Origin of the sequence: Nocardiopsis trehalosi NBRC 14201 (genome assembly GCF_001552555.1) — a bacterium.
Classification (GTDB): domain Bacteria; phylum Actinomycetota; class Actinomycetes; order Streptosporangiales; family Streptosporangiaceae; genus Nocardiopsis_B; species Nocardiopsis_B trehalosi.
This window is the reverse complement of record NZ_BCRK01000076.1, coordinates 1-26,200: the sequence shown is the minus strand read 5'-3', so window position 1 is coordinate 26,200 and position 26,200 is coordinate 1. Positions and strand designations below refer to the sequence as shown.

General features: G+C 76.5%; 22 protein-coding genes and 1 pseudogene. 7 read left to right on the top strand and 16 right to left on the bottom strand.

The genetic code is table 11. From position 1 onward, the window contains the following. Window positions 1–244 precede the first annotated feature (244 nt). Entirely contained in the window at window positions 245–925 is a 681-nt protein-coding gene (locus NT8_RS15075) for a TetR/AcrR family transcriptional regulator (RefSeq protein ID WP_067969541.1), read from the top strand. Window positions 926–1,107: 182 nt separating this feature from the next. Here NT8_RS15075 and NT8_RS15070 read toward each other — a convergent pair whose 3' ends face one another. Next, entirely contained in the window at window positions 1,108–2,373 is a 1,266-nt protein-coding gene (locus tag NT8_RS15070; RefSeq protein ID WP_067969540.1) for an isochorismate synthase, read from the bottom strand. Between the two features lie 137 nt (window positions 2,374–2,510). On the opposite strand from NT8_RS15070, the gene NT8_RS15065 reads away from it, so the two are divergent. Beyond that, on the top strand, window positions 2,511–4,109 hold the full coding sequence (locus NT8_RS15065; protein WP_067969539.1) for a glycoside hydrolase family 10 protein: 1,599 nt from the start codon (window positions 2,511–2,513) through the stop codon (window positions 4,107–4,109). A 148-nt stretch (window positions 4,110–4,257) separates the two neighbouring features. On the opposite strand, the gene NT8_RS15060 is transcribed toward NT8_RS15065, so the two are convergent. The 5 genes from NT8_RS15060 to NT8_RS15040 all read right to left on the bottom strand — a co-directional run bounded on the left by NT8_RS15060 (window position 4,258) and on the right by NT8_RS15040 (window position 9,572). Continuing rightward, on the bottom strand, window positions 4,258–5,217 hold the full coding sequence (locus tag NT8_RS15060) for a sulfite exporter TauE/SafE family protein (protein WP_067969537.1): 960 nt from the start codon (window positions 5,215–5,217) through the stop codon (window positions 4,258–4,260). Window positions 5,218–5,829: 612 nt separating this feature from the next. Further along, window positions 5,830–6,282, bottom strand: a complete 453-nt coding sequence (locus tag NT8_RS15055) for a flavin reductase family protein (protein ID WP_245646191.1) — start codon at window positions 6,280–6,282, stop codon at window positions 5,830–5,832. Window positions 6,283–6,614: 332 nt separating this feature from the next. Beyond that, window positions 6,615–7,136 (bottom strand): NAD(P)H-dependent oxidoreductase, encoded by a 522-nt coding sequence (locus NT8_RS15050; protein WP_067969534.1) that lies wholly within the window; start codon window positions 7,134–7,136, stop codon window positions 6,615–6,617. A gap of 17 nt (window positions 7,137–7,153) precedes the next feature. Beyond that, complete coding sequence (locus tag NT8_RS15045) at window positions 7,154–8,317, bottom strand: LLM class flavin-dependent oxidoreductase (protein ID WP_067969530.1); 1,164 nt, start codon at window positions 8,315–8,317, stop codon at window positions 7,154–7,156. 43 nt (window positions 8,318–8,360) lie between these two features. Beyond that, window positions 8,361–9,572, bottom strand: coding sequence for an SfnB family sulfur acquisition oxidoreductase (locus NT8_RS15040; protein ID WP_067969527.1), 1,212 nt, complete (start codon window positions 9,570–9,572; stop codon window positions 8,361–8,363). 565 nt (window positions 9,573–10,137) lie between these two features. Between NT8_RS15040 and NT8_RS15035 the strand changes: the two genes are divergently transcribed. Further along, window positions 10,138–10,677 carry a cysteine dioxygenase gene (locus NT8_RS15035; RefSeq protein WP_067969524.1) on the top strand — a complete coding sequence of 180 codons (540 nt, stop codon included), beginning with the start codon at window positions 10,138–10,140 and terminating at the stop codon, window positions 10,675–10,677. Further along, window positions 10,674–11,096 (top strand): rhodanese-like domain-containing protein, encoded by a 423-nt coding sequence (locus tag NT8_RS15030; RefSeq protein ID WP_067969521.1) that lies wholly within the window; start codon window positions 10,674–10,676, stop codon window positions 11,094–11,096. Before NT8_RS15035 ends, NT8_RS15030 begins: the two co-directional genes overlap by 4 nt. Before the next feature lie 73 nt (window positions 11,097–11,169). On the opposite strand, the gene NT8_RS15025 is transcribed toward NT8_RS15030, so the two are convergent. The 4 genes from NT8_RS15025 to NT8_RS15010 form a co-directional block, all read right to left on the bottom strand. Beyond that, the gene (locus tag NT8_RS15025) at window positions 11,170–11,712 is read right to left on the bottom strand and encodes a winged helix-turn-helix domain-containing protein (protein WP_067969518.1); all 543 of its coding nucleotides are present in this window, start codon (window positions 11,710–11,712) and stop codon (window positions 11,170–11,172) included. Window positions 11,713–11,817: 105 nt separating this feature from the next. After that, a complete protein-coding gene (locus NT8_RS15020; protein ID WP_067969510.1) occupies window positions 11,818–12,828 on the bottom strand; it encodes an ABC transporter substrate-binding protein in 1,011 nt (336 codons plus the stop codon). Next, window positions 12,825–13,718, bottom strand: coding sequence for an ABC transporter permease (locus tag NT8_RS15015; RefSeq protein WP_084468954.1), 894 nt, complete (start codon window positions 13,716–13,718; stop codon window positions 12,825–12,827). The genes NT8_RS15020 and NT8_RS15015 overlap by 4 nt, the downstream gene beginning before the upstream one ends. Continuing rightward, a complete protein-coding gene (locus NT8_RS15010) occupies window positions 13,702–14,517 on the bottom strand; it encodes an ABC transporter ATP-binding protein (protein ID WP_067969507.1) in 816 nt (271 codons plus the stop codon). Before NT8_RS15010 ends, NT8_RS15015 begins: the two co-directional genes overlap by 17 nt. A 122-nt stretch (window positions 14,518–14,639) precedes the next feature. Here NT8_RS15010 and mtnA point away from each other — a divergent pair, with 122 nt between their 5' ends. Beyond that, window positions 14,640–15,677 (top strand): S-methyl-5-thioribose-1-phosphate isomerase, encoded by a 1,038-nt coding sequence (mtnA, locus tag NT8_RS15005; RefSeq protein ID WP_067969505.1) that lies wholly within the window; start codon window positions 14,640–14,642, stop codon window positions 15,675–15,677. Between the two features lie 147 nt (window positions 15,678–15,824). After that, the gene (locus tag NT8_RS15000; RefSeq protein WP_067969502.1) at window positions 15,825–16,100 is read left to right on the top strand and encodes a DUF3040 domain-containing protein; all 276 of its coding nucleotides are present in this window, start codon (window positions 15,825–15,827) and stop codon (window positions 16,098–16,100) included. 64 nt (window positions 16,101–16,164) lie between these two features. Here the strand turns inward: NT8_RS15000 and NT8_RS30860 are convergent, their stop codons facing one another. From NT8_RS30860 to NT8_RS14980, 4 genes are all read right to left on the bottom strand, one after another. Continuing rightward, on the bottom strand, window positions 16,165–18,798 hold the full coding sequence (locus NT8_RS30860) for a penicillin-binding transpeptidase domain-containing protein (RefSeq protein ID WP_245646190.1): 2,634 nt from the start codon (window positions 18,796–18,798) through the stop codon (window positions 16,165–16,167). Window positions 18,799–19,114: 316 nt separating this feature from the next. Further along, entirely contained in the window at window positions 19,115–20,467 is a 1,353-nt protein-coding gene (locus NT8_RS14990) for an FAD-dependent oxidoreductase (protein WP_067969499.1), read from the bottom strand. 297 nt (window positions 20,468–20,764) lie between these two features. After that, the gene (locus NT8_RS14985; RefSeq protein ID WP_067969496.1) at window positions 20,765–21,319 is read right to left on the bottom strand and encodes a hypothetical protein; all 555 of its coding nucleotides are present in this window, start codon (window positions 21,317–21,319) and stop codon (window positions 20,765–20,767) included. 244 nt (window positions 21,320–21,563) lie between these two features. Then, the gene (locus tag NT8_RS14980) at window positions 21,564–22,253 is read right to left on the bottom strand and encodes a lysophospholipid acyltransferase family protein (RefSeq protein ID WP_067969547.1); all 690 of its coding nucleotides are present in this window, start codon (window positions 22,251–22,253) and stop codon (window positions 21,564–21,566) included. Window positions 22,254–22,448: 195 nt separating this feature from the next. On the opposite strand from NT8_RS14980, the gene NT8_RS14975 reads away from it, so the two are divergent. Then, a complete protein-coding gene (locus tag NT8_RS14975; RefSeq protein WP_067969482.1) occupies window positions 22,449–23,114 on the top strand; it encodes a cyclase family protein in 666 nt (221 codons plus the stop codon). 47 nt (window positions 23,115–23,161) lie between these two features. Here NT8_RS14975 and NT8_RS14970 read toward each other — a convergent pair whose 3' ends face one another. Continuing rightward, a complete protein-coding gene (locus NT8_RS14970; RefSeq protein WP_067969544.1) occupies window positions 23,162–25,195 on the bottom strand; it encodes an FUSC family protein in 2,034 nt (677 codons plus the stop codon). 431 nt (window positions 25,196–25,626) lie between these two features. Further along, window positions 25,627–26,200 (bottom strand): annotated as a pseudogene (locus NT8_RS29920) (hypothetical protein); the annotation flags it as partial.

The window sequence follows — 26,200 nt, the reverse complement described above, 5'->3', positions numbered from 1 at the left end:
TGTTGGTGGCGGGCCGGGCCGCCGCGTCGGCGGTGAGCCCGCCAGCTCGGCGGCGCGGTGGCGCCGGCCCCGTGGGTGCGGCGCCGGCGGGCGGCGCCGCGACCGATGTCGGCCGTCGGGCCGATGATCAGTACAGTGCTCATGTCGGCGCCCCGGAAAACGATAGAATGCTCGTGTTCTGGCGGCCTCAAAGTACGAGCAATCGTTCGTGTTCGTCAAGTGCGCGTGGAGAAGAGGCGGAACGATGGCGGCGAAGCGGCCCGGAGAGGCGGGGGTACGGCGGCAGGAGCGCGGCCGCCGCCGCATGCAGGAGATCCTCGACGCGGCCGAGGCGGTCATCGCCGAGACCGGGTACGAGGACGCCACCACCAACGCGATCGCCGCGCGCGCCGGCGTCTCCCCGGGATCGCTCTACCAGTTCTTCCGCAACAAGGACGAGATCCTGGAGGCGCTGGTCCAGGTCTTCACCGAGCGCTCCCGCGACTTCTGGCACACCCGGCTCGACGCCGACACCGCCCTGCTGCCGCTGGACGAACTCCTCGACCGCATCGTGCACGCCATGGCCGTGTTCAAGGACGAGCGCCCCGCCTACTGGGTGCTGTTCCACGGCTCGCCCACCTCCGCGCGGCTGGCGCGGGCCAGCGAGGAGCTGCACGCCGGGGTCGCCGCGCGGCTGCGCACTGTGTTCCTCTGGCGGGTGCCCGGCCTGCCCGAGGAGCGGCTGGACCTGCTGGCGAAGGTGAGCATCGCGACGGCCACCGGGGTGTTCCCGCTGGTCATGTCGGCGGAGGGCGAGCAGCGCGGCCGCGTCCTCGCCGAACTCAAGGGCATGCTGCTGAGCTACCTCGGCCCCGTGGTGGGTTTCGGCGCCGTCCCCCGGCCCGTCCCGGCCCCCGCGCCGACCCCCGCACCCCCGGTGACCTGACCCGCCGTCCCGGCACCCGGGTCCGACCGTCCCCGGGGATGAGGTGCGCGTCAACCGCTCCGTCGAGGGCGACGGCACTCACGTCCGGGCCATCGCCGGGCCGCCACGACCGCGTGACACGGACGGCCGGCGCGCGGCGCGCCGCCCGCGCGTCCTGCCCCGCCCCGCCGCCGGCGGCCGACTCAGTCGGCCAGCGCGTGGCGCATGGCGGCGAGCTTGGACTCCGACTCCGCCAGCTCCTCGGCCGGGTCGGACCCCGCCACCACGCCGCACCCGGCGAACAGCCGGGCGCGCGACCCCTCCACCTGCGCGCAGCGCAGGGCGATGCCCCACTCGCCGTCGCCCGCGGCGTCCACCCAGCCCACCGGGCCGGCGTAGCGGCCGCGGTCCATGCCCTCCAGCTCGCGGATCAGCTCCATGGCGTCGGCCGTCGGCGTGCCGCCCACCGCGGCGGTCGGGTGCAGCGCGGCGACCGCGTCCAGGCAGCCCACCCCCTCCAGCAGCTCCGCCCGCACGGGCGACGCCAGGTGCTGCACGTTGGCGAGCCGGAGCAGCCGGGGCCGGTCCGGCACCTCCACCGACGCCGCCAGCGGCTCCAGGGCCGCCCGCAGCGAGTCGATCGCATAGCGGTGCTCCTCGGCGTCCTTGACCGAGGCCAGCAGCTCCGCGGCGAGCACGTCGTCCTCGTCGGTGTCGGCGCCGCGCGGCCGGGTCCCGGCCAGCACCAGCGACGCGACCTCCCCGCCCGTGCGGCGCACCAGCAGCTCCGGGGTGGCCCCCACCATGCCGTCGACGGAGAACGCGTGGCAGTCGGGGTAGGCGGCGGCGAGCCGGGTGAGCAGGGTCCGCACGTCGATGCCCCGCTCGGCGTCGGCCCACTCGTCGCGCGCCAGCACCGCCTTGCCCAGGCCCCCCTCGGCGATCCGCCCGACGGCGGCCGCCACCGCCTCCGCCCACGCCTCGGGGGAGAGCGCGCCCGGCCCCCACGTCAGCGGGCCGACCGGGCGCAGCGGGGCCACCCGGGCCAGCAGCTCCCCGGGGTGGGCGATCGGCCGGTCGGCGACCGTGGTCAGCCACGCCCGGCCGCCGCGGAACCCCACCACCACCCGGGGCACCACCAGCACCGACCCCGCCGAACGGGCGTCGAAGGTGAACGTGCCGAACGCCACCGGCCCCGTCCCCGGCAGCCGCACCGCGTCGTCCACCTCGACACTCGACCACAGCTCGGCCAGCAGCCGCGCGGCCTCGGTGAACCGGGCGGTCCCCCCGGCGGTGTCCTCGGCGGGCAGCGTGATGCGCGCGGCCTCGCCCCAGGCGACCAGGCCCTCGCCCCGGCGCACCCACGCCATGGGGGTCTCGGCCGGCAGGTGGCGCAGCAGCGCGCCGCCCGCCCGCAGGGGGACGGTGCGGACGATCCGGGTCGGGGGAGCGGTGGGGTCGGTGGTCACGGCAGTCCAGTCTAGGAGCCGCGCATCCCGGACCCGCCCCCGGCCGGGCCGCCGCGCACCGGACCGACGCGGTCCGCCGCGCCCGTAGGCTGTGCCGCGGATATGCCCCCGCACGGAAAGGACGAGGTACCCACGACATGGGATGGCTGCAACGGGGAGCGGTCGCGACCGCGCTGCTCCCGCTGCTGGCCGGCTGCACCGGCGATCTCCCCTGGGGGGACTCCCCCTTCGCCGGCGGCGCCGAGGAGTCGCCCGAAGCGGCCCTTCCGGCCGTACCCGACGACTGCGCCACCGACCCCGGCCACCCCAAGCGGCAGCTCCGCGCCGCCTGGCTCACCACCGTCCGCAACATCGACTGGCCCTCCGAGGCCGGGCTGTCCGCCGAGGAGCAGCAGGCCGAGCTGCGCGACCGCCTCGACAGCGCCGTCGACCTCGGCCTCAACGCCGTGTTCCTGCACGTGCGCCCGACCGCCGACGCCCTCTACGCCTCCGAGTACGAGCCGTGGGCCCGCTACCTCACCGGCGAGCAGGGCGGCGATCCCGGCTACGACCCGCTGGAGTTCGCCGTCGCCGAGGCGCACGCCCGCGGCCTGGAGCTGCACGCCTGGTTCAACCCCTACCGGGTCGGCTGGCGCGACCCCGACCTGGAGAACCTCACCGACGACCACCCGGCCCGGCGCAACCCCGACTGGCTGGTGGAGTACGGCGAGGAGGGCTACCTCGACCCGGGCAACCCCGACGTCCGCGCCTGGGTGGGCGACGTCGTGCTCGACGTGGTCGAGCGCTACGACGTCGACGGGGTCCACTTCGACGACTACTTCTACCCCTACCCGGCCGACGGCGAGGAGTTCGACGACGACGCGAGCTGGGAGGCGCACGGCGGCGACTTCACCGACCGGGGCGACTGGCGGCGCGACAACGTGAACCGGCTCATCGCCGACATCCACGGCCGCATCCAGGACACCAAGCCGTGGGTGCGGTTCGGGGTGTCCCCGTTCGGCATCTGGCGCAATGCCGACTCCGACCCCGAGGGGTCCGACACCGGGGGCCTGGAGTCCTACGACGCCCAGTACGCCGACACCCGGGCGTGGATCCGCGACGGCACGGTCGACTACGTCGTCCCGCAGCTGTACTGGCACCGGGGGTTCGCCACGGCCGACTACGACGAGCTGGTCCCGTGGTGGTCCGAGCAGGTCGCCGGCACCGGTGTCGACCTCTACGTCGGCCAGGCCGCCTACCGGGTGGGCGAGTCCGACTTCGGCGGCGCCGACGCGCTCTCCCGCCAGCTCGACCTCAACGCGGAGTACCCGGAGGTCACCGGTGACGTCTACTTCTCCATGAGCGACCTCACCGGCCGGGCCGCCGAGGCGATGGACCGCGTCGCCGAGGACCACTACCGCTCGCCCGCGCTGCCGCCGCGCGCGGACGGCGGCGAGGCCGCCCCGGCGCCGGTGCGCGACCTGGCGGTCGAGGCGGGCGGCGACGGCGTCCGGTTGGAGTGGGGCGCGGTCGAAGGCGCCCGCTCCTACGCCGTCTACCGGGTGCCGGGCGAGGGCGGCGACCTGTGCGACCTCGCCGACGGCGAGCACCTGCTGGCCGTGGTCGGCGCGGACGGCGGCGCGGCGGGCTACACCGACGCCGCGCCCGTCGACGGGCCCGTGCGCTACCACGTGACCGTGCTCGACGCCTACCGGACCGAGAGCGCCCCCAGCCCGGCCGCCCGGGTCGAGGGGTGAGGGGTGTCCGCCGGCGCGGGACGCGCCGGCGGACACGGAACCGGACCGCTCCGGAGGGGCGCGGGAGGCCGGGATGGTCGCCTCCCGCGGGCCGGAGCGGTCCGGCGCTCGGTGCGGGGCGCGCCTCCGGGCAGCCCCGCGGGTCGGGTCAGTCGCGGGTCTCCGCCGCGGGGGCGGGGTCGGCGGTGGCCGCGGCCGGCACCGTGCCGGCGGGGGCGCCGTCGGCCGGGAGCGGATGCGCGGCGCGGTCGGCCAGGTGGGCGCGGACCGACCACGCGACGGCGGCGGCCCACACGAGCACGATGGCGATGTAGACGGCGGTGGTGACGCCGGGGGAGGCGGCCACCGCGTCGCTGCGCAGGATGGTGCGGGCGTTGGTCAGCACGATGACGCCGCCGACCGCCGAGCCCAGGACGCGCGGCGGGAAGTGCCGGACGATCCACGCGGCGATCGGCGCCGCGATCACCCCGCCGATGAGCAGCGCGGCCGCCCACAGCAGGTTCACCCCGGCGCCGGCCAGGCCGACGAGGAACCCGAGGCTGGCGGCGAGGGCGACGATGAACTCGCTGGTGTCGATCGAGCCGATGACCTTGCGCGGCTCGATCCGGCCGCTGGCGAGCAGCGCGGGGGTGCCCACGGGGCCCCACCCGCCGCCGCCGGTGGCGTCCACGAAACCGCCGACCAGGCCCAGCGGGGCGAGGAAGCGGCGGCGCAGCGGCTTGCCGAGGTTGCCGCGCGGGGTGCCCCAGGCGGTGAACCGGACGAGGATGTAGAGGCCCAGCGCCAGCAGGATGCCCGACATGATGGGCGCCGCGGTCTCGGTGGAGAGACTGGACAGGAAGGTGGCGCCCGCGAACGCCCCGATGGCGCCCGGCAGCGCGATGCGCCGGACCACCTTCCAGTCGACGTTGCCGAGCCGCCAGTGGGCGACGCCCGAAGCGAGGGTCGTGCCGATCTCGGCCAGGTGGACGGTCGCCGACGCGGCCGCCGGGTTGGTGCCGACGACCAGCAGCAGGGTGGTCGACGTGACGCCGTAGGCCATGCCGAGGCTGCCGTCGACGAGTTGCGCGAGCAAACCGACGAGACCGAGGAGCACGATGGTCTGCATGGGGGCCTTCCGCTCTGCTTGATCTCTTTTTCTACCTGATTAGTGGGGATTGTACGCGATCGGTTCTCCCCCCGCCAAGTAGGAAATTCCCATCTCTTCGTGCGTTTACCCCCATACGCTCGGTGATCGCCCGAACCGAGTGGCGCCCCTCGCGCCATGAAGGAGTCCGAGCGCCCCGGCTCGGACGCGCAGCGGTCGGCGACTACGGCCGAACGGCCGCCCTGGCCGGCCGCCCCGACCGGCCCTGACCCACCCCGACCGGCCCCGGCCGGCCCCGGCCGGCGCCACGCGGTGCGGCCACCGGCGGACAGCGGCACGCCCGCGCGGCGGACGGAACACCTCCGGGGCCGGCCACGTGGGCACGAGCCGACGCGACCGGTCGGTGGTGTCCGCCCGCGTCGCGCCGTTTCCCGGGTGGCGCGTTCGCCCGCTGTGCTGTGGGAGGGCGGGAGGGGTGTCGCCCGGTCCGCCGCTCAGAGTGGGCGGGCGCAGGGGGTCGTGCGTCGGCGTGGGGCGCGTCGGTGGTGTGCCGCCTGGGGCGGGCCGCTCGCCGCCCCGGCTCGGCGGAGGCACCGGTGCGACCGCCGCGCCGCCCGACCGATGTACGCCGTCTCAGGCGAGGGGGGTGAACCCGCCGAAGGCGCCCTGGTGGTAGAGCAGCGGCGGGCGGGGGCTGCCGGTCTCGGTGGCGACCACCTCGCCCGCCACAGCCCAATGGTCGCCCAGCCGCCGCACGTCGTGCGGGCGGCAGACGAGCCGGGCGGCGGCGCCGTCGAGCAGCGGCACCCCGTCGGCGCCCCGCCGCCACGCGGTGGGCGGCGCGAACCGGTCGACCCCCGTGGTGGCGAACCGGGCGGCCAGCCCCGCCTGGTCGGCGGCCAGCAGGTGCACCGCGAACCGGTCCGCGCGGCGCAGGCGCGGCCACGTGGCCGAGGTGTCGGCCACGTAGAACGCCACCAGCGGCGGGGCCAGGCTCACGCTGGTGAACGAGGTCGCGGTCAGCCCGACCGGGCCGTCCCCCGGGTCGGCGGTGATGACGACCACCCCCGCCGGGTGGCGCCCCAGTGCTCGCCGGAACCGGTCCGGGTCGACGGTGGCCCTCCTTTCGTCCGGAACCCGGTCGGCGGTGGGCCGGAGGCCGGGGTCGCGGACGGGCCGCAGGGCGGGTGCCGGGTCGGGATCGGTGGTGGGCCGTGGGCTGGCGGCGGCGGAGGAGGACGGACCGAAATCGGTGGCGGGTGTCGGGCCGGGGTCGGTGGTGGGCCGCGTGTCCGGGGTGGTGGTGGGGCGCTGATCGGGCGGCGTCGGGGTGGTGTCGGTGGCCCGCACGGGGGTCTCCCTCCGGTCGGGGGCGTGGAGGCGGGGCCGGGTGCGCGGGGCGGGCGCCCGGGGCGGCGTCACGCGTCCGCCCGCGCGGGCAGCGCGGCCCGGACCCGCGGGCCGACGTGCGCGGCCCACGGACCGAGGACCGCGTCGAGCCGGCCGAGGTCGGCCTCGACCAGCGCCAGCCCCGGCGCGGGCACCGTCGCGCCGAGCTCCACCAGCACCGGCCGCAGGTGCACCTCGACGGCGAGCGTGTGCGCCGGCGACCCCATGACCAGCAGCGGAACCGCGACCACGCCGCGCAGCGCGTCGGCCGGGAGCAGGTCGAAGAACACCTTGAGCAGCCCGGTGTAGGTGGCCTTGTAGGTGGGGGAGGCCACGACCAGCAGCTCCGAGCCCGCCACCCGGGCGAGCGCGGCGTCGACCGCGGGCGGCCGGGGCCGGGCCAGCAGGACGGGGGCAAGTTCCGCCAGGTCGACGGCCTCCGGCGTGCCGGGCCGGCCCGCGGCCGCCCCGACCCGCCGGGCCGCGGCGAGCGCCGCGGCGGCCGTGCGCGACCCCGGGCGCGGGTTGCCCACCAGGACGGTCGTGCGCATGGCGCCTCCTCTGCTCGTCAGCTCGCTGCCTGGGGGACGGGACCGGTGAACGGCACCCCCGGCGGCGCGGGATCGGCGGCGCCCGCCGGGTGCCGCCACAGCCCGCGCTCGCGCAGCAGCGGCAGCACGCCCTCGCCGAAGTGGTACGCCTCCTCCAGGTGCGGGTACCCCGACAGGACGAACTCGCCCAGCCCCAGGCGGGCGTACTCCTCGATGCGGTCGGCCACCTCGCTGTGGGAGCCCACCAGGGCGGTTCCGGCGCCGCCGCGGACCAGCCCGATCCCCACCCACAGGTTGGGCGCGACCTCCAGCCGGTCGGCCCGCCCCCCGTGCAGGGCGCTCATCCGCCGCTGGCCCTCGGACTCGCTGCGCGCGAGCCCGGCCTGCGCCCGCGCGATGGTCTCGGGGGTCAGCCCCGCCACCAGGCGGTCGGCCACCGCCCACGCCTCCTCGGCGGTGTCGCGCGCGATCACGTGCAGCCGGATGCCGAAGTCCAGGGTCCGGCCGTGCGCGGCGGCCCGCGTCCGCACGGCGGCGATCTTCCCGGCCACCGCGTCCGGCGGCTCGCCCCACGTCAGATAGGTGTCGACGCGCCGGGCCGCCACGTCCAGCGCGGCGGGCGAGGACCCGCCGAAGTACAGCGGCGGCACCGGGTCGGGCACCCGGTGCAGCGCCGCCCCCTCCACCGACAGGTGCTCCCCGGCGAAGTCGACCGTCTCCCCCCGCCACAGCCGCGACACGATGTCCAGGAACTCGCCGGTGCGGGCGTAGCGGGCGTCCTTGTCCAGGTAGTCGCCGTGCGCCCGCTGCTCGCGGGACTCCCCGCCGGTGACCACGTTGAGCAGCAGGCGCCCGCCGCTGAGCCGCTGGAACGTGCCGGCCATCTGCGCCGCCAGGGTGGGCGATACCAGGCCGGGCCGGAACGCGACGAGGAACCGCAGCCGCTCGGTGGCCGACGCCAGCATGGCGGTGGTCAGCCAGGCGTCCTCGCACCACGCCCCGGTGGGGGTGAGCACGCCGGTGAACCCCAGCTGCTCGGCCGCCCGCGCGATCTGCGCCAGGTAGCCGAACGAGGGCTCGCGCGACCGGACCGCCGACCCGGCCTCGGCGCCGTGGCCGCCGCCGACGATGCCCCGGCCGTCGCCCTGGGTCGGTAGGAACCAGTGGAACGTGAGTGTCATGGGAGTCCTTAGCTTCGCGGTGCTGCGGGCGGCCGCGGGGCGCCTAGATCTGGGCGTGCCGCGGCGGGTGCTGCCCGGTGAGGGAGTAGCGGCCCAGGTGCTGGACCTTCCAGCGGGCCGGGTCGTGCAGGGTGTGCGTGCGGGCGTCGCGCCAGTAGCGGTGCAGGTTGAGGCCGTCGTCGGCGGCGCGGGTGCCCGCCACCTCGAACAGCGCCCCCGCGGTGTCGACGGCGGCCGCGCCGCCCGCGACCTTGGCGGCGGCGACGGCGATCGACGCCTCGGCGGCGGTGTCGGCGTCGGGGGTGTCGCCGGCGTCCTCCACCCGGCCCGCCCCTGCGGCCAGCAGCGCCTCGGCGCCGCGCACCGCCACCTCCAGCTCGCCGAACCGCTGCACGGTCAGGGGGTCGTCGGCGGCCTGGGCGCACCCGCTCTCGAACCACGGGCGGCTGCGGGTGCGCACGAACGCGGCGGCCGCGTCGAGGGCGCCGCGCGCCAGGCCCACGTCGATGGCGGCGTGCAGCAGCTGGGCGTAGGCGCCGTAGACGGTGGGGGAGCGGAAGGTCAGGTACTGCGGCAGGACGAAGGCGTCGGCCACCTCGACCGCGTCGAGGTGCACCGTGCCGCTGCCGGTGGTCCGCTGCCCCATGCCGGCCCAGTCGTCGACGACCCGCAGGCCCGGCGCCCCGGCCGGGACGAAGGCGAGGTGGGCGCGGGGGACGTCCTCGCCGGGCACCTCGGCGTCGGCGGCGACGGCGATCCAGTCGGCGAACAGCGACCCCGTGGCGTAGTACTTCGTCCCGGTGACCACCCAGCCGCCGGACGGCGCGGGGGCCAGCCGGGCGCGCCGGTCGTGGGAGTGCGCGCCGCCCCGCTCCGCCTGGGCGTTGGCCACCAGTGCGCCGGCGAGCACGTCGGCGTGGACGCGGCGGCGGACCTCCGGCCCGCCGCGCAGCCGCAGGGCGTTGAGGAACGCGAAGTGCGGCTGCAGGACCTGGGCGATGCTGAGGTCGGCGGCGCCGATGCGGCGCAGCACCTCGGCCACGGTGCGGGCGCCGGCGCCCGCACCGCCGTCCTCGGTCGGCACCGCGATCCCGAGCAGCCCGGTGGCGGCGATCGCGGCGAGTTCGGCGCGGGGCGGGGTGCGCCGGGCGTCGCGCTCCCCGGCCCGCTCGGCGAGGCTCGGGGCGAGGTCCGCCGCTGCGGCCAGGGCCCCGGCCGGGTCGAGGGCGCGGACGGCGGTGGTGGGTTCGGACATGGGCGGACCTCCTCGCCGCCGCGGCGGCGTGCTCCCGACCGATAGTCGGCTTTGCCTACTCGTATTACCTGGAATAAAGCACGGGGTCGGTTCCGGCCAGGGGAGGCGGGGCCGTTCGGCGTGGCGCGGCGGGGCCCGCTCCGGGGCGAGCGGTACGCGCACCGCCGCCCCGGAGCGGTCGTTCCGGCCGGTGGCGGCGGTCCGGGGGTGAGGTCGCCGCCCCCGGCCGCGGGCGCCTCCCGCAAGGCGGCCACCGCTTCCGGTCGACCTCCGGCTCCGCGCGTCCGGAGGTCACGGGAGACAGCCTTCCTCCGCAAGTCGACTTTGTCAACCGTAATAGTAGGGAATCCGGGTTCGCGCAGGTGGTGGTGGTCGAGTGCCACCGTTCGAGGCGCGCCGACGGCGTCACTCGACTAAACCTGTAGGGAATGTGGTTAACTCCGATCATGGCAGTGACCCGACCGGCCGCCGCGCGTGCGCCCCGCCGCCCCGATCCCGACGCCATGCCGGGCTGTCGCCGCCGGCGCGATCCCGTTCCGCGACCCGACGACCCGGAAAGACGACCATGACCACCGACGTCCACCCCGCGCCCGCGCCGGCGCCCACCCCGCTGAGCCTCGACCGCCTGGTCGAGCTGACCGCCGCAACCGCCCGCGACGTCCGGCGCGGCCTGCACCGCATCCACTACGACGCGGAGAACCGCTGGTCGGTCCGGCTGCACGGCGACGCCTACGCCGACGTCTGGCTCATCAGCTGGACCCCGAGCCAGTCCACCGCCCTGCACGACCACGCCGGATCGCTCGGCGCCCTGACCGTCGTCAGCGGCACCCTGACCGAGCGGTACTGGACCGGCGGCCTGCGCGAGCGGGCGCTGGAGAGCGGCGGCGGCGCCGCCTTCCCGCTCGGCCACGTGCACGACGTGGTGAACCTGGCGGCCGACCCCGCCGTGAGCGTGCACGCCTACTCGCCGCCGCTCACCGCCATGTCCTACTACCGGGTCGACGGCACCGGGGCGCTGCGCCGCACGCACAGCGTCCTCACCCACGAGCCCGAACCGGACGCGGTCGTGCTCGACGGCGTCCCCACCCGCGCGGACGCCCCGTGAGCGCGATCGAGGAGCTGCTGAAGCGCCGCCGGGCCGGCCTGGACCGGGTCACGCCCGCCCAGGCGCACGCGGCGGCGGCCGAGGGCGCGCTCCTGGTCGACACCCGCCCGACCGCCTACCGCGCGGCCGAGGGCGCGGTCCCCGGGGCGGTGGTCCTGGAGCGCAACGTGCTGGAGTGGCGGCTCGACCCCACCAGCCCCGACCGCATCCCCGAGGCCGACTCCGCCGACCGGCACGTCATCGTGTTCTGCAACGAGGGCTACGCCTCCAGCCTCGCCGCCGCCGAGCTGCGCGGCCTGGGGCTGCGCCGCGCCACCGACATGATCGGCGGGTTCCGCGCCTGGGCGGCCGCCGGCCTGCCCGTGGTGCCCGGCGTGGGCGCGGCGGACGCGGTGACCGGTCCGGTCGGCGACGGCTGACCGCGCCTCCGCACGGTGCCCCCGCGCACCGCGCCGCCGGGGACCGCGACCCGCGGTCCCCGGCGGCGCCCGTTCACGCGCGCTGGTAGACGTAGCCCACGCGGCGCACCGTGGCGATGCGCTCGCCGAGCGGGCCGAGCTTGCGGCGCAGCCGGTGGATGTGCACGTCCACCGTCCGCGTCTGCAGGCCGGCGGCCGAGCCCCAGACGCGCTCCAGCAGCTCCGGCCGGGTGAACACCCGCCCCGGGGCGGACGCCAGCCGGTCCAGCAGGGCGAACTCCTGGAAGGTGAGGTCGACGCGGGCGCCCCGGGCGACCACCCGCCAGGTGGCCCGGTCGATCAGCAGGTCCTCGCCCGGCCGGCCCGGCGCCTCCACGGGCGGGGCGGGGTCGAGCCCGTCGGCGTCGACGATCCGGCCGACCACCACCATCAGGCGGCCGCCGTCGCCGAGCGGCACCACCCCCAGCAGGGTCTCCCGGCCGTCGCCGGGGCCGGGCGGGGCGGTCGGGGGGTGCGGCGGGGGAGGGGAGGCGGCCGGACCGTCCGCTGCGGGGGCGGCCGGCGGCAGCACGGTCAGGTGGCGCGGTGCTTTCGGTTCACTGTGAGCGGTCGGCATGGCACCATCATGCTCCCAAAAATCGATTAAGTCTACCTGTTTAGTAGGTATTTGGACGGGGGGTGCCCGCGCACCCCCCGCCCCGTCCGGCACCGGCCCCGCGGCTCAGCTCACCGGCTCGCCCGCGACCGTGGGGAACACCAGGTCCGCCGGCGCCGCGGCCGCGTCGATCTCGCCGATCTCGGCCATGAACGCCCCCAGGTCGGCCAGCCCTTGCGGCGTGGTGGTGAACTCGATCCCCTCGCGCGTGAGGTAGTCCTCGTAGCGCTCGGGGATGATGGCGCCGTCCTCCGCCTCCGACAGCACCCGCGCCGCCTCGGCGGGGTCGTCGGCGATGAGGTCGCGGGCGCGCCCGATGGCCGCGTGCAGCGCCTCCAGCACCTCCGGGTTGGCCTCGGCGTACTCCTCCAGCGCGGTCACCACGTTGAACCCGTGCGGCCCGCCGAACACCTCGTAGCTGTCCAGCAGCACGCGGGCCCCCTCCTCCTCCGCCTGGTACTGGAACGGCGGCGAGGTGACCGCCGCGGCGATCTGCCCGCTGAGCAGCGCCTGCAGCGCGTCGGGGTGCGGCATGGCCACCAGGTTGGCGGTGAACCGGTCCGGATCGCCGAACTCCTCCCGCGCCGCCCGCGCCAGCACCATCGACTGGATCGACCCCGGCTGGGGGGAGGAGACGCGGTCGTCGGCGGTCAGGTCGGCCAGCGACCGGATGCGGTCGTCCAACGTCACCATCCACAGCGGCATGTTGTTCAGCCCCGACACGATGCGCCACGGCACCCCGCTGTCGACGCCGAGCAGGAACGGCGCCAGCCCGCCCGTGCCGGCCTGGAGGCTCCCGGCCAGCAGCCCGTCGCGGCTGGCCGAGCCGCCGCTGAGGACCTGCCAGGAGACGGTGTGGTCGGGCAGCGCCTCCTCCAGCCAGCCGCGCGCCTCGATGATGGTCAGCGGCGCGAAGCTGATCCCGTAGCCGGTGGCGATCGCCACCTCCCGCGACGCGGCGGAGCCCTCCTGCGGCCCCGAGCAGGCCGCCAGCGGGCCGACCACCGCCGCCCCCGTGAGCAGCCCCAGGCCGCCGCGCAGGACGTCCCGGCGGCGCGGTCCCGTTGTCGTGGTCATGTCGCGGCTCCCTCTCTCATGCCCCAGCGGACGACGGTGCGCCGTTCGACCGCGGTGAACAGCAGGTCCAGCGCGATGCCGATCAGCGCGATCGTCACCAGGCCCGCGAAGACGTTCGGTATGTCCAGGTAGTAGCGGGCGTCGTTGATGTAGAACCCGAGGCCGCCCCGCGCCCCGGCGACCCCGAAGACCAGTTCGGCGGCGATGATCGTGCGCCAGCCGAACGCCCAGCCGGTCCGCACCCCGGCGATCGTGTGCGGCAGCGCGGCGGGCAGCCGGATGTCGCGCACCAGCCGCCACCCGCGCAGCCCCAGGCTCCGGCCGACCGCCACCGTCGTCGCCGGCACGGTGCGGAACCCGGTCCCCAGGCTCACCGCCATGGGCCACAGCACCGCGTTGGCGACGACGAACACCAGGGCCGTCTCGTTCAGCCCGAACCAGAGCATCGCCAGCGGCAGCACCGCCACCGACGGCAGCGGGTTGATCATGGCGGTCAGCAGCGAGAGCAGGTCGTCGCCGAGCCGGGTGCCGACGGCCAGCGCCGTCAGCGCCAGCGCGAGCACCGACCCGATGAGCATGCCCAGGCCCAGCAGGCGCAGTGTGGTCAGCGTGGGCGCCACCAGGTCGCCGCCGGCCCACCCCGCCACCAGCGCGGCGGCGACGTCGGCGGGCCCCGCGAACACCAGCGGGCTCACCCCGGCGGCGCTCACGTACCCCTGCCAGGCGGCGATCAGGGCCGCCAGCAGTACGCCGCGGCGGACGGCGGTCGGCAGCCGCCCCCACCCGGCGCGGCGCCGGGCGGAGCGGGGGAGCGCCGGGGCCGGGCGGCGGCCGGCCGGGGGCGCCGGCGCGGCGGGCGGGCCGGCGGGGGCGTCAGTGGGCGGGGGCATGGGCGGTCTCCTCCTCCTCGGCCAGCAGCGCGCGCAGCCGTCGGCGCGCCGCGGTGAACTCCGGTGCGTCGGGCCGGTCGACCCCGGCGACGTCGACCACCTCGCGCACCCGCGAGGGGCGGTCGCCCAGGACCACCACCCGGTCGCCCAGCAGCACGGCCTCGTCGATGCTGTGCGTGACGAACAGGACGGTGGTCCCGGTGCGCCGCACCAGGGCGGCCAGGTCGTGCTGGAGCCGGCCGCGCGTCTGCGCGTCCAGGGCGCCGAACGGCTCGTCCATGAGCAGCATGCGCGGGGCCAGCGCGAGCGCCCGCGCGATGGCCACCCGCTGCTTCATCCCGCCGGACAGCTGGTGCGGGTGGCGGTCCAGCGCGTGCGCCAGGCCGACGCCCACCAGGTGGTCGCGGGCCAGGGCGCGGGCCCGCGCCCGGGGGGTGCCCGTGGCGCGCAGCGCGTAGGCGACGTTGCCCAGCGCGGTCCGCCACGGCAGGAGCTGGTCGGACTCCTGGAACACCACGGCGCGGTCGGGGCCGGGGGCCAGGCCGGTGCGCCCGTCGAACACCACCCGGCCCGCCGCCGGCCGCAGGAACCCGGCCACCACCCGCAGCAGGGTCGACTTGCCGCAGCCCGACGGGCCGATGAGCATCACCGTCTCGCCCGCGCGCACCGTGAAGGACGCGTCCGCGACCGCGGCCGTGTACCCGTCCGGCCCGTTGTAGCCGACGGCCACCCCCGCCACCTCCAGCAGCGGCGGCCCCGTCCCGGGTGCCGCCGCCGACGCCTCCGCCGTGTCCGCCATCTCCACCTCCGATAGATCACTAAACCAGCTAAACATACCGATAAAGTAGGAAATTAGGTAGAGGCCCCAGCTCCCGACCGCGGGCGGTGGCCGCCGCGCCACCCCCCGTCTACCGTGGGCGCATGCCCGACGCCACCGCCCCCCTCGCCTGGACCGGCACCGCCCTGCGCCTCCTCGACCAGACCCGGCTCCCCGCCGACGAGGTCCACCTGCACGTCACCACCGTCGACGACCTCGTCGACGCCATCACCCGCCTCGCCGTCCGCGGCGCCCCCGCCCTCGGCGCCGCCGGCGCCTACGGGGTCGCCATCGCCCTGCGCCAGGCCGAACGCGAAGGCTGGACCGGCGCCGCCCTCGACGCCGCCGTCGACCGCGTCCGCGACGCCCGCCCCACCGCCGTCAACCTCGCCCGCGCCGTCGACCGCGTCCGCCCGCTCCTCGCCCAGGGCGCGGACGCCGTCATCCGCGCCGCCGACGCCCTCGTGGCCGCCGAGACCGCCGCCAACGACCGCATCGCCGCCAACGGCGCCGACTACCTCCTCGACCGCTGCCCCCGGCGGCCGCTGCGCCTGCTCACCCACTGCAACACCGGCCCCCTCGCGGCCCCCGGCCGCGGGACCGCCCTCGGCGTCGCCGCCGAACTCCACGACCGCGGCACCCTCGCCCTCGTCTACGCCGACGAGACCCGCCCCCTGCTCCAAGGCGCCCGCCTCACCGCCTGGGAGCTCGCCCGCCTCGGCATCCCGCACGCCGTCCAGGCCGACGGCGCCGCAGCGGCCACCATCCTCGGCGGCCACGTCGACGCCGCCGTCGTCGGCGCCGACCGCGTCGCCGCCAACGGCGACACCGCCAACAAGATCGGCACCCTCGCCGTCGCCCTGGCCTGCGCCGACGCCGGAGTCCCGTTCCTGGTCGCCGCCCCCTCCAGCACCGTGGACCCCACCACCCCCACCGGAGCCGACATCCCGATCGAACTCCGGCCGGAGGAGGAGGTCCTGGAATGGCAGGGCCGGCGCACCGCCCCCGCCGGCACCCGAGGACACAACCCCGCCTTCGACGTCACCCCCGCGCGGCTGGTCACCGCCCTGGTGACCGAGCGCCGCGCCTTCGAGATCGCCCGGGGCGACCTGCCGCCCGCAGGGGTCGGCCCCGGCTGGTGAGTGCGCCCGGCCCCTCCCCGAGCGGGGCGCCCCGACCACCCCGGACGCGGCCGCGCCGACCCCGCGGGTAGAACCCGGCGCGGACGGGGGACACTCGTGGCAGGCGCGCACGCGCCCGCGGCGACCCCGGCGGCACAGGAGACTGCGATGGCCCTGCGAGAGTACGAACAGCGCATCCTCACCGAGATCGAGCAGCGCCTCACCGAGGACGACCCCCGCCTCGCGGGCACCCTCGCGGCGTTCGGCGCCGACGACCCCGCGTTCGCCCGCGACGGCGCGGGCGGCTGGCGGCCGTGGGCGGTGTGCGCGGCGGTCGCCGTCGCCGTGGTCGGCCTGCTCACCGCCCTCTTCCTCAGCGCCCCCGACGCCCCGGTCGGCTCCGCGCCCGCCGACGCGCCCACGGCGCCCGCCGGCGCCGCCTGACCCCCGCACACGAGCGCGGCGCCCCCCCGAACGGGGGGCGCCGCGGTGGGGCGTGCGGACCGGACTACAGGGCGTCGAGGAACGCGCGGGCCAGCGGCGCGGCCGCCTTCGACCCGCTCTCGCCGTCCTCGACCACGACGGCGAACGCCACGTCGCCCTCGAATCCGACGAACCAGCCGTGCGCGGGCAGCTCCTCGCCCTCCTCGGCGGTCCCGTACTCGGCGGTCCCGCTCTTGCCGAACACCTCGCCGGTGAACCCGACGTCCTTCGCGGTGCCGTCGGTCACCACCGCCCGCATCATCGTCCGCAGGCTCTCGGCGTTGGCGATGGGCGTGGGCTCGGGCAGGTCGGGCACCGCCGGGTCGGTCACGAACACCGGCATCCGCCACGAGCCGTCGGCGACCGCCGCCGGGACCGTGGCCATGTGCAGCGGGGAGGTGAGCATCTGCCCCTGGCCGATGCTCGCCGCCGCCAGCATGGACGTGCTGTCGGGTGCGGGGAAGGACGGCGCGAACGTCGCGGGCAGGCCCGTGGTCAGCTCGCTGTTGAACCCGTACTTCTCGGCCGTCGACACCAGCGCGGCGGCGTCCAGGTGCTCGGCCACCTTCTGCACCAGCGCCGTGTTGCACGACGTCGCGAACGCCTCGGTGACCGCCTGGGCGCCGTAGGCGGCGTCGCCCGCGTTCTTGAACGGCCGGCCGCCCACGTCGACGGTCTCGGGGCAGGCCATCTGCTCCTCCATCGGCATGCCGCTGTCGAGCAGGGCGTCGTAGGACACGATCTTGAACGTCGATCCGGCCGGGTACTGGCCCTCGGTCGCCCGGTTGAACCCGCCGGGCACGTTCGCCGCGGCCAGCACCTCACCGGTGGAGGGCCGGATCGCCACCATGGAGGTGGGCCGGTCCTCGCCGATGATGGCCTGCGCGGCGGCGTCCTGCACGGCCGGGTCGATCCCGGTGGTGATGTCCTCGCCGGGGGAGCCCTCGATCGACCCGACCACCTCGGCGTCGTCGGCGGCGGCCTCGATCGCCGCGTCCTCCTCGCCGGTCTCGGCCAACCGGATGGAGGTGGTGGCGGTGCCCGCCAACCGCTCCTCGTAGGCCGCCTGGAGGCCGCCCACACCCGTGGGGTCGCCCTCCTTGTAGGCCGGGCCGAGCCGTTCCAGGTCCTCCGCCGTCGCGGTGCCGACCTCGCCGGTGAGCATCCGGATCGACCCGGAGGCGTCCTCGGTGTCCAGGCGGGAGCCGTCGCCGGCCAGGATGTGGCCGCGCTCGCCCCACTCGTTGGCGCGCACCAGGGTCTGGCCCTCGCCCAGGTCGGGGTGGAGCACGGAGGGCGTGTAGGCGACCCGCCACTCGCCGCCGTCGCGCCGCAGCGGGAGTTCGCCCTCGTAGGTCCAGTCGCCGGCGTTGCTCAGCGACAGCACCGCCGTGAACGGGGCGGTGGCGGTGTCGCCCTCGCCCACGGTGTCGCCCAAGGTGATGTCGGCGGCCTCGACGCCGAGGTTCTCGGCCACGGCCGCGTAGTCCTCGGCCACGCCGTCACCGGTGGCGACCTCGGCCATGGCGTCGTAGTCCTGCTCGGCCCACGCGGCGGCGAACGCCACGGCGGTGTCGGCGGGGCGGGGCAGGGTCAGCACGTACCACGACGCGGCGCCGCCCACCAGGGCCAGCACCACGACGGCGGACAGCACGCCGATCCACAGGCCCTTGCGCGACTTCCGCCGGCCGCGGCGGCCGGGGCCGGCGTCGTCGCCGCCGTCCGCGCCGTCGTCACCGCCCGCGTACGCGGCGTGGGGCCCGCTGGGGTGCTCGGCCGGGAACGCCCCGGGGGAGCCGGCCGGGCCGGCCGGCCCGGCGAAGGACGCGTGCGGGCCGCTGGGCGCGCCCGCGTGTCCGGGGGCGCCGACGGGCACCCGGTCGTCGACCGGCCCGGAGCCGAAGGCCGCGGTCTGCGGCCCGGAGGCGAAGGAGCCGGTGGACGCGGGGTCGCCGCCGTAGGGGGTCTGGGGCCCGGAGGGGCCGCCGTAGGCGGGCGACGGGGGTCCGGCGGGGAAGGAGCCGGTGGAGGAGGGGTCGCCGCCGTACGGGGCCTGCGGACCGGACGCGCCGTAGGACGGCTGCGGACCGGAGGGGGCGCCGTAGGGGGTCTGGGGCCCGGAGGGGCCGCCGTAGGCGGGCGACGGGGGGCCGGCCGGGAACGAGCCGGTGGAGGAGGGGTCGCCGCCGTACGGGGTCTGCGGGCCGGACGCGCCGTCGTAGGTGGGGTGCGGTCCGGAACCGGCGTGGGAGGACGGCGGGGGGCCGCTCGGCGCGTACGGCGACTGCGGGCCGCTCGGCGCATACGGCGCCTGGGGACCGCTCGGCCCGCCGTGGGCCGGGCCCGGTCCGCTGTAGGGGGCCTGCGGTCCGCTGGGACCGTAGGCGTTCTGCGGACCGCTGTCGGCGCCTTCGCCCGCCCAGGGGGCGGGCCCGCCGCGGTCGCCCTCGGGCCTGCGCGGCGTCGAGGGCAGGGTGTAGGGGGAGGGCCGGGACGGTGCCGGCCACTCGGGGTCGTCGGCGGGGCCCGGTGCCGACGAGGCGTGCGCCCCGACGTCGTCCGGGCGCTCCGGGGAGTCGCCTCCGGCGGCGTAGGGCCGGGGGAGGCCCGGCGGAGCGGGACGGTCGTCGCCCGGCTCCGCATTCCACCTCTCGTCCACGCCTGGTCGTCCTTCCGCTCGGGCCGAGACGGAACCGCCCCGCGTCCCTGTCGGGGACGCGGGGCGGGTTCGTCATGGGTGGCCGGTGTGGCGGTCGCCTCTCGGCGCGAGGCACAACGCGGCTCCGTAGGTCCGTGCGGTCACCCGCCGGAGCGGGCGCCGCACGCGGTATTCCGCGAAGGCGATAGGTGAGGCCCGGGGGACACTTGCTACCACACCGACCACCAGTGACTCTAACCCATCGTGCCGCCGCTGTGTTCCGCAACGGCCGCGGAAGGCGGCGGTTATCCGGATCACAGAGCGCAGCGGGCCGAGGTCAGGCGGACTCGCCGCGCGCGATGCGGGTCATGTCCGCGCGGGACAGCACCTTGACGCGCTTGCGGCCGTGCGGCGCGCCCAGCGACTCCTCGTGGGCCTCCAGGCGCTGCCAGCCCTCCCACGTGGTGTAGGGGACCCGCCGCTCGTCCAGCAGGCGCAGGAACGCGGCGGGGTCGGGCTCGGCGGCGGGAGCGAGGTCCGCGCGGTCGGCCACCAGGTTGGTGACGGTCTCCAGGGCGTCGCCCTTGGTGTGGCCGATCAGCCCGACGGGGCCGCGCTTGATCCACCCCGTGGCGTAGACGCCGCCGATGTGGCGCTCGTCCAGGTCGAGGACCCGGCCGCCGTCGTTGGGGATGACCCCGCGCTCCTCGTCGAACGGGAGGTCGGCCACCGGCGAGCCCAGGTAGCCGATCGCCCGGTACACCGCCTGCACGTCGTGGTCGACGAACTCGCCGGTGCCGCGCACGCCGCCGTCGCCGGTCAGCTCCATGCGCTCGGTGCGCAGGCCGGTCACCCGGTCGTCGCCGAGGATCTCGACGGGGCGGTGCAGGAAGTGCAGGTGCAGCCGGCGGGGCTCGCCGCGGGGGTCGCGGATCGCCCAGTTCTGCAGCACCTTGACGTTGGTCTTGATCTGGTTGGAGTCCTCGATCGCCGCGAGGCTGGCCTCGCAGAGGTCGAACTCCTCGGGGTAGACGATGACCTCCACCCCGGGCTGCTTGTCGAGTTCGCGCAGCTCCATGGGGGTGAACTTGCCCTGGGCGATGCCGCGCCGGGCGAAGACGTGCACGTCGGTGACGCCCTTGGCGCGCAGGCCCTGGTGCACGTTGTCGGTGATGTCGGTCGAGAGGAGGTCGTCGGCGTCCTTGGCCAGGATGCGGGCGACGTCGACCGCGACGTTGCCCGCGCCGATCACCGCGACGCTCGTGCCGTCGACCGCCCACTCGGGGGAGACGTCGGGGTGGCTGTCGTACCAGAAGACGAAGTCGGCGGCGCCGTGGCAGCCGGGGAGGTCCGCGCCCGGGATGTCCAGGGGGCGGTCGCGGTCGGAGCCCGTGGCGAAGATCACCGCGTCGTAGTGCCGGCGCAGGTCCTCCAGCTTCAGGTCGACGCCGTACTCGACGTTGCCGATGAAGCGGACCTGGGGCTTGTCGAGGATCTTGTGCAGGGCGCCCTGGATCTGCTTGATGCGCGGGTGGTCGGGGGCGACCCCGTAGCGCACGAGCCCGTAGGGGGAGGGCAGCTTGTCGAGGATGTCGATGCTGACCGCGGTACCGCTCGCGGCGAGGGTGTCGTCCTTGGTCAGCAGGTCCGCGGCGTAGATCCCCGCGGGGCCCGCCCCCACGATTCCCACGCGCAGTGGTCGCGTCATTGGCATCTCCATTCGTCGCGTCGGCTCCGGGCGGCACTGGGGGGACCGTGCGTGCCGCGATCCACGTCACCCGGGACGCGGTCGATCGGGCGCGGTTTCCGATAAGGACAGCCTAACCTAAACTTAATGGGCGGGCTATTCCTACTAAACCGACTTACAAGATAGACAACCGCTTCCGTCCCCGTGTGAGCGGGGCGGGTCCCGTGCGCACCCCCGGGGTCCGCGCACGCCGCCGCCGGAGGCCCCTCCATAGGCGACAACGCGGCTCCGGAGCGGTCCTTAGCCCGAAACCGCTGTGGGGTACCTCACGGAGTCGCGGCCCGGCGTCCGCTGCTGCCGCGCGGCGGCCGGCCAGAGGCGGATGAGGAACTCCTCCTGACCGCACAGGCGCTGCTCGGCCACGCGGAACTCCGCCGACCGCGCGTCGCGGTAGCGGCGGAGGAGTTGATCATAGCGCTCCGCGACCGCCCGGCGGCGCCGGGCGTAGACGCGCACGAGGTAGGCCCCGGACCCGCACGCCAACCGCACGTGCCGGGCCGCACCGGGGGTGCCGCCGCTGACCGCCACGTACCCGCGCAGGAACACCCGCGCGGACGCGGCCTCCTCCCAGCGGTCGGCCTCGCCTTCGGGCGGCGCGGAGTCCCACTCCTCCAGCGCGACCGTGACGTCCACCCGGCCCTGCAGCGTGCCGAGTTCGAGGTGCTCGCCGCCGCAGGTGAGCAGGAGGCCGCCCGACGGCGGCGGGGCGCCGTTGGCGCGCGCGCCCGGACCCTGCACCCGGAACGAACCGCCCCCGGGGAACACCGGAAACAGCAGCCTGGTGAGGCGTGCCACCGATCCCGCACCTCCACTCGCACACGTCCACGTCCGACCCGACCGCACACGGCGGTACCGCCAGGGAGGACCGGCAGAGGTGAGGGGACCGGTCTGGCCACCGACTGTAACCCGCGCCGACACCCCGTGTCCGCCGATCGGCGGAAAAGGGCGGGCGGGGACCGGGGCGGCCCCGGTCGGCCCGGGAGGGCGCGGAGACGGGGCGGGCCGACCGGGAGGGAGCGCGGCGGCCCGGGGGGCGGGGTCAGCCGCCGCCGCGCCGCAGCTCGGCCTTGACCGAGGACGCGAAGCGCGGCACCTGCTCCTGGCCGGACAGCCGGGCGATCGCCGCCATGATCGCGTCGGTCGCCGCGCGTCGCGACCGCGCCCGGTCGGCCTCGCCGTCCCAGGCCGACAGGTCGACCGGCGGGCCCACCCGCACCCCGATGTGGCGCAGCCGCGGCACCCGGACACCCTTCGGCCGGATGCGGTCGGTGCCCGACAGCGCCACGGGCACCACCGGCGCCTTGGAGGTCAGCGCCAGCCAGGCGAGACCGGTCTGCCCCCGGTACAGGCGCCCGTCGGGCGAGCGCGTCCCCTCGGGGAAGATGCCGTAGACGTTGCCCTCGGCCAGCACCCGCAGGCTCTCCTCCATCGCGTCCTGGGCGCTCTGCCCCGGCCGCCGGTCGACCGGCAGCTGCCCGATCGCCCGCAGCGCCCGCGTGAACAGCCGCTGCGCCGTGTTGCCCTCCGCGAACAGCTCCTGCTTGGCGATGAAGATGATGGGACGCGGCAGGGCCACCCCCATGAACAGCGGGTCGATGACCGACAGGTGGTTGGCGGCGAGGATCACCGGCCCGTGCGCGGGCAGGTTCCGCAGCCCTTCCACGTGCACCGGCCACAGGCCGCGCGTCACGGGGGCGATGACCGTCTTTGCGGCCCCGTATATCGACACGGCGGACACCTCTTTCGTCGGGCGGAGGGGGAGCGGGGCCGCGGGCGCGGCGCCGCAGACGACTGTATCGCCGCACGCGGGAGAGGCCGGCGGCGCGGCCCGGGGACACGGGCGGCCGGCGGGCCCGCACGCTACAGTGCGGTCTAGACCTTTCGCCACGCACGGGCAGCACGCGCAGAGAAGAGGGGCCGACCCATGACGCGGATGATCGACGTCAGCCACCAGATCACTGCCGGGATGACGACCTACCCCGGCCTCCCGGGGCCCGTCATCGAGGACCACATGTCCTTCGACGCCTCCCGGGACGCCTACGCCGCCGGTACCGAGTTCTCGATCGGCCGCATCTCCATGGTCGCCAACACCGGCACCTACCTCGACACCCCCGCGCACCGCTACCGCGACGGCGCCGACCTCGCCGACCTCGAACTGGAGAAGGTCGCCGGGCTGCCCGGCGTCGTCATCGACGCCCCCGGCCGCGCCGTCGGCCCCGACGCGTTCGCCGGCGTCGACGTCGCCGGACGGGCCGTCCTGCTGCGCACCGGGTGGGACCGCCACTGGCGCACCGAGCACTACGGTGCCCCCGACCACCCCCACCTCACCGGCGAGGGCGCCAAGGCGCTCGCCGCCGCCGGGGCCGCGCTCGTCGGCATCGACGCCGTGAACATCGACGACACCTCGCCCGAGAGCGGCGGCGCCCGCCCGGCCCACTCCTCGCTGCTGGCCGACGGCATCCCCGTGGTCGAGCACCTGTGCCTGCTCGACCGGCTGCCCGCCACCGGGTTCACCTTCTTCGCGGTGCCGGTGAAGATCCGCGGCCTGGCCACCTTCCCCGTGCGCGCGTTCGCCGTCGTCGACGACTGACCCCCGGCCGCCCGCGCGCCCCGCCCGGCGGCGGGGCGCGCGGCGCGTCACAGGTCGGCGTCGACCTCCTCGCGGGCGCGCCGGTGCTCCCGCTGCTCGCGCCGCTCCTGCTCGTGCGCCGCCGACCGGGCGTCCTCGGCCACCGCCGTGCGCATGGACGACGACAGCGCCCGCAGCTCCATGTTGATGCGCGGATAGTCGACCAGGCGCGGCAGCGCCCCCAGCCTGGGGGTGCGGCGCTCCCGCATCGCCGCCATCAGCTCCCGGAACGCCAGGTCGAGCCGCTGCAGCGTGATCTGGGACGCCGGCGGCGGCTTCTCCAGCGCGAGCGCCGCCAGCGCCAGGTACCCGGTGCGCTGGGCGGCCACCACCACGGGCCACAGGGGCTGGGTGGTCTCGGCGCGCGGCACGTCGCCCACGGCGCTGTCGTAGACGCCGCGCAGGCTCAGCAGCGCCGAGCGCAGGTCGCGCCGGAGCCGGTACCGGCGGGCGGGGTCGATGCGCACGTCCGGGTCGAGCACGGCGAGCACGGCCGTGCGCGTCGCGTCGAGCACGTCCACGATGGTCTGCGGCAGGCGGGCCGCCGACGCGCGCCGCCACAGCAGCAGCGCCCCGAGCATGCCGGCCACCGAACCCACGACGGTGTCGACCATCCGCGACTCGGCCAGCGCGCCGACGGGGTAGGGCGCGGCGGTGTGCGCCAGCAGCAGCGCCATCGGCGTCATCAGGATGCTCGCGTAGAAGAAGTTCCGCTGCACCACGAGCTGGGTGAGCCCCTGGAACGCGGCGGCCAGCCCGATGGTCGCCGCCAGCGGCAGGTGCAGCATCAGCAGGCCCGCGCCGATGACCACGCCCACCAGGGTGCCCAGGGCGCGCTGCGCGGACCGGTTCACGGTCAGCACCACGTTGCCGCCCTGGAGCACCGAGGTGGCCGTGATGGAGATCCAGTAGAACCGGTCGAACCCCAGGGCGATGCCCGCCGCCCCCGCCAGGGCCACGGTGATGCCCATGCGCAGCGCCGTCGGCAGGATCAGCGACTCGCGGCCCAGGCTGGAGCGCAGTGACGCGAGGATCGACGGGTGGCGGGTGTCGTGCAGTTGCAGCCCCCGGTCGTCGTCGCCGGGCCCGGAGCGGCGCGCGGCCTGGGCGGCGCGCGCCAGCCGGCTGTACAGGCGCGACTCCAGCGACCGGGGGCGCAGGCCGCGCCGCAGCTCGTCGAGGTCGTCGGGGGAGGGGCAGAGGAAGGGGCGGCCGACGGCGTCGGCCAGCCGGTCGGCGAAGTCCGCCGCCTCGGCGGGCAGCGGCTCGGTGCGGGCCAGCGACACGTCCGTGGCCGCCAGGTGGATGTCGGACACCCACCGCAGCATGGCGCGCAGCCGCGCGGCGGCCGGGGTCTCGCGGTAGCCGCGGGTCTGCGCCAGCAGCACGATGCGCCACGCGGCGGCGACCGCCAGCGAGGCGTCGTGCTGCACGTGGTCCAGCCGGGGGGTGCCGATGGCGCGCAGCAGCTCGGCGAGCTGGCGGAACGCCTCGGCGACCGCCCGGTTCTCGGGGTGGCGGCTGCGCACCGGGGCGCCCGCCATCGACACGCACCAGCCGACGGCCGCCCCGATGGCCGCCACCCCGGCGTGCGCGGGCACGTCGGCCAGGCCGCCGGGGACGATGGTGGAGATCGAGCAGACCAGCACGAAGAACAGCGGGCCGGGCTTGTCGACGCGGAGCGCCTGGCAGATCCACGTCGTGATCCCGGCGACGGCGCCGATGGCGAACGCGGCGGTCCACGGGTTCATCGACGCCAGGGAGCCGACGGCGACGCTGGCCACGAAGCCCAGACCGACCATCGCCAGCGCAACGGCGCGGTAGGCGTAGGGCGTGTTCTTCTCGTAGAGGACGGTCATCGACCCGAGCGCCGCCAGCGAGCCCACCTGGGGGCCGAACAGGGCGGCGGCCACGGTGAACGAGGTGGCCATGGCGGTCGCGGCCTTCACGGCGGTGGTCCACTGCCAGCCGCCGGAGGCCAACCCGAAGACCGCCTTCAGGTCGACGCGCTGCCGGGGCCGGTCGGCCACCTTGGGCCGGATGCGGGCCGGCGGGTTCCAGACGGGTTCACTCGGATGCGGATCGTCGTTCGCCCCGCTGCCCGTCGCCGCCCCCTGGTCTCGCACACCCCCAATGGTAGGAGGATTCGTCACCCCGAGACCCCACCACCCACCTGTTGTCCCGAACGACCGGTTTGAGATCCCCCACAGTGCCCGTTCGGGCGGGGTGCTCCCTGCCCCGCTCTGCCCGGTCGGCGCGCGGGCCTCCGCCTCCATCGGGGAGAGCTGCGACGCCGTGGACGCCGACTAGGTCGTACTTTCCCGGATCGTGGGCCGATCTCGCGCTCGCCGGTCGCTGGCCGCGTCCGCGATCCCACGGGAGCGCCTCGCCCCGCTGCGTCTCCTCCCGCTCCCCGGCGGCCCGTCGCCTCCGCCGCGCGGCGGTCGTCGTCCGCCGTCGGAGGCGGGGGCGGTCAGCGGAGGCGGCGGAGGTCGGCCAGGGCGTCGTCCAGTTGGGCCTCTGCGCGTTCGGCGCGGTGGACGGCCTGGGAGCGGGCGTCGTCCACGGCGGCCAGGCGCTGCGCCGCCGCCTCCTTGGCGTCGGCCAGGGCCCGCTCCGCCTCGGCGCGGTGGCGCTCCAGGTCGGCGCGGGCGCGCTCGCGGTCCTCCTCGGCGGTGCGCCGAGCCCGCTCCAGTTCGGCCAGCGCCCGGTCGCGGTCGGCGGTGGTCCGGGACAGGTCCGCGGCGAGGCGGTCCCGCTCGGCGGCGGCCGCCGCGAGGTCGGCGCGCGCGCCCTCGGCCTCGGCGCGGGCGGACGCGAGTTCGCCCGCGGCGCGCTCGGCTTCGGCCGTCGCCGCGGCGAGGGCGTCCGCCGCCCGGTCGTACTCGATCCGGGTCCGGCCCAGGTCGGCCTCCGCGCGGTCGGCCCGTTCGGCCGCCCGGTCGCGTTCCGCCTCGGCCTCGGCGGCGCGGTGGGTGAGGGCCTCGCGGTCGGCGTCGGCCGTGGCGAGGTCGGCGGCCAGCCGGTCGCGCTCGGCGGCCGCCGCC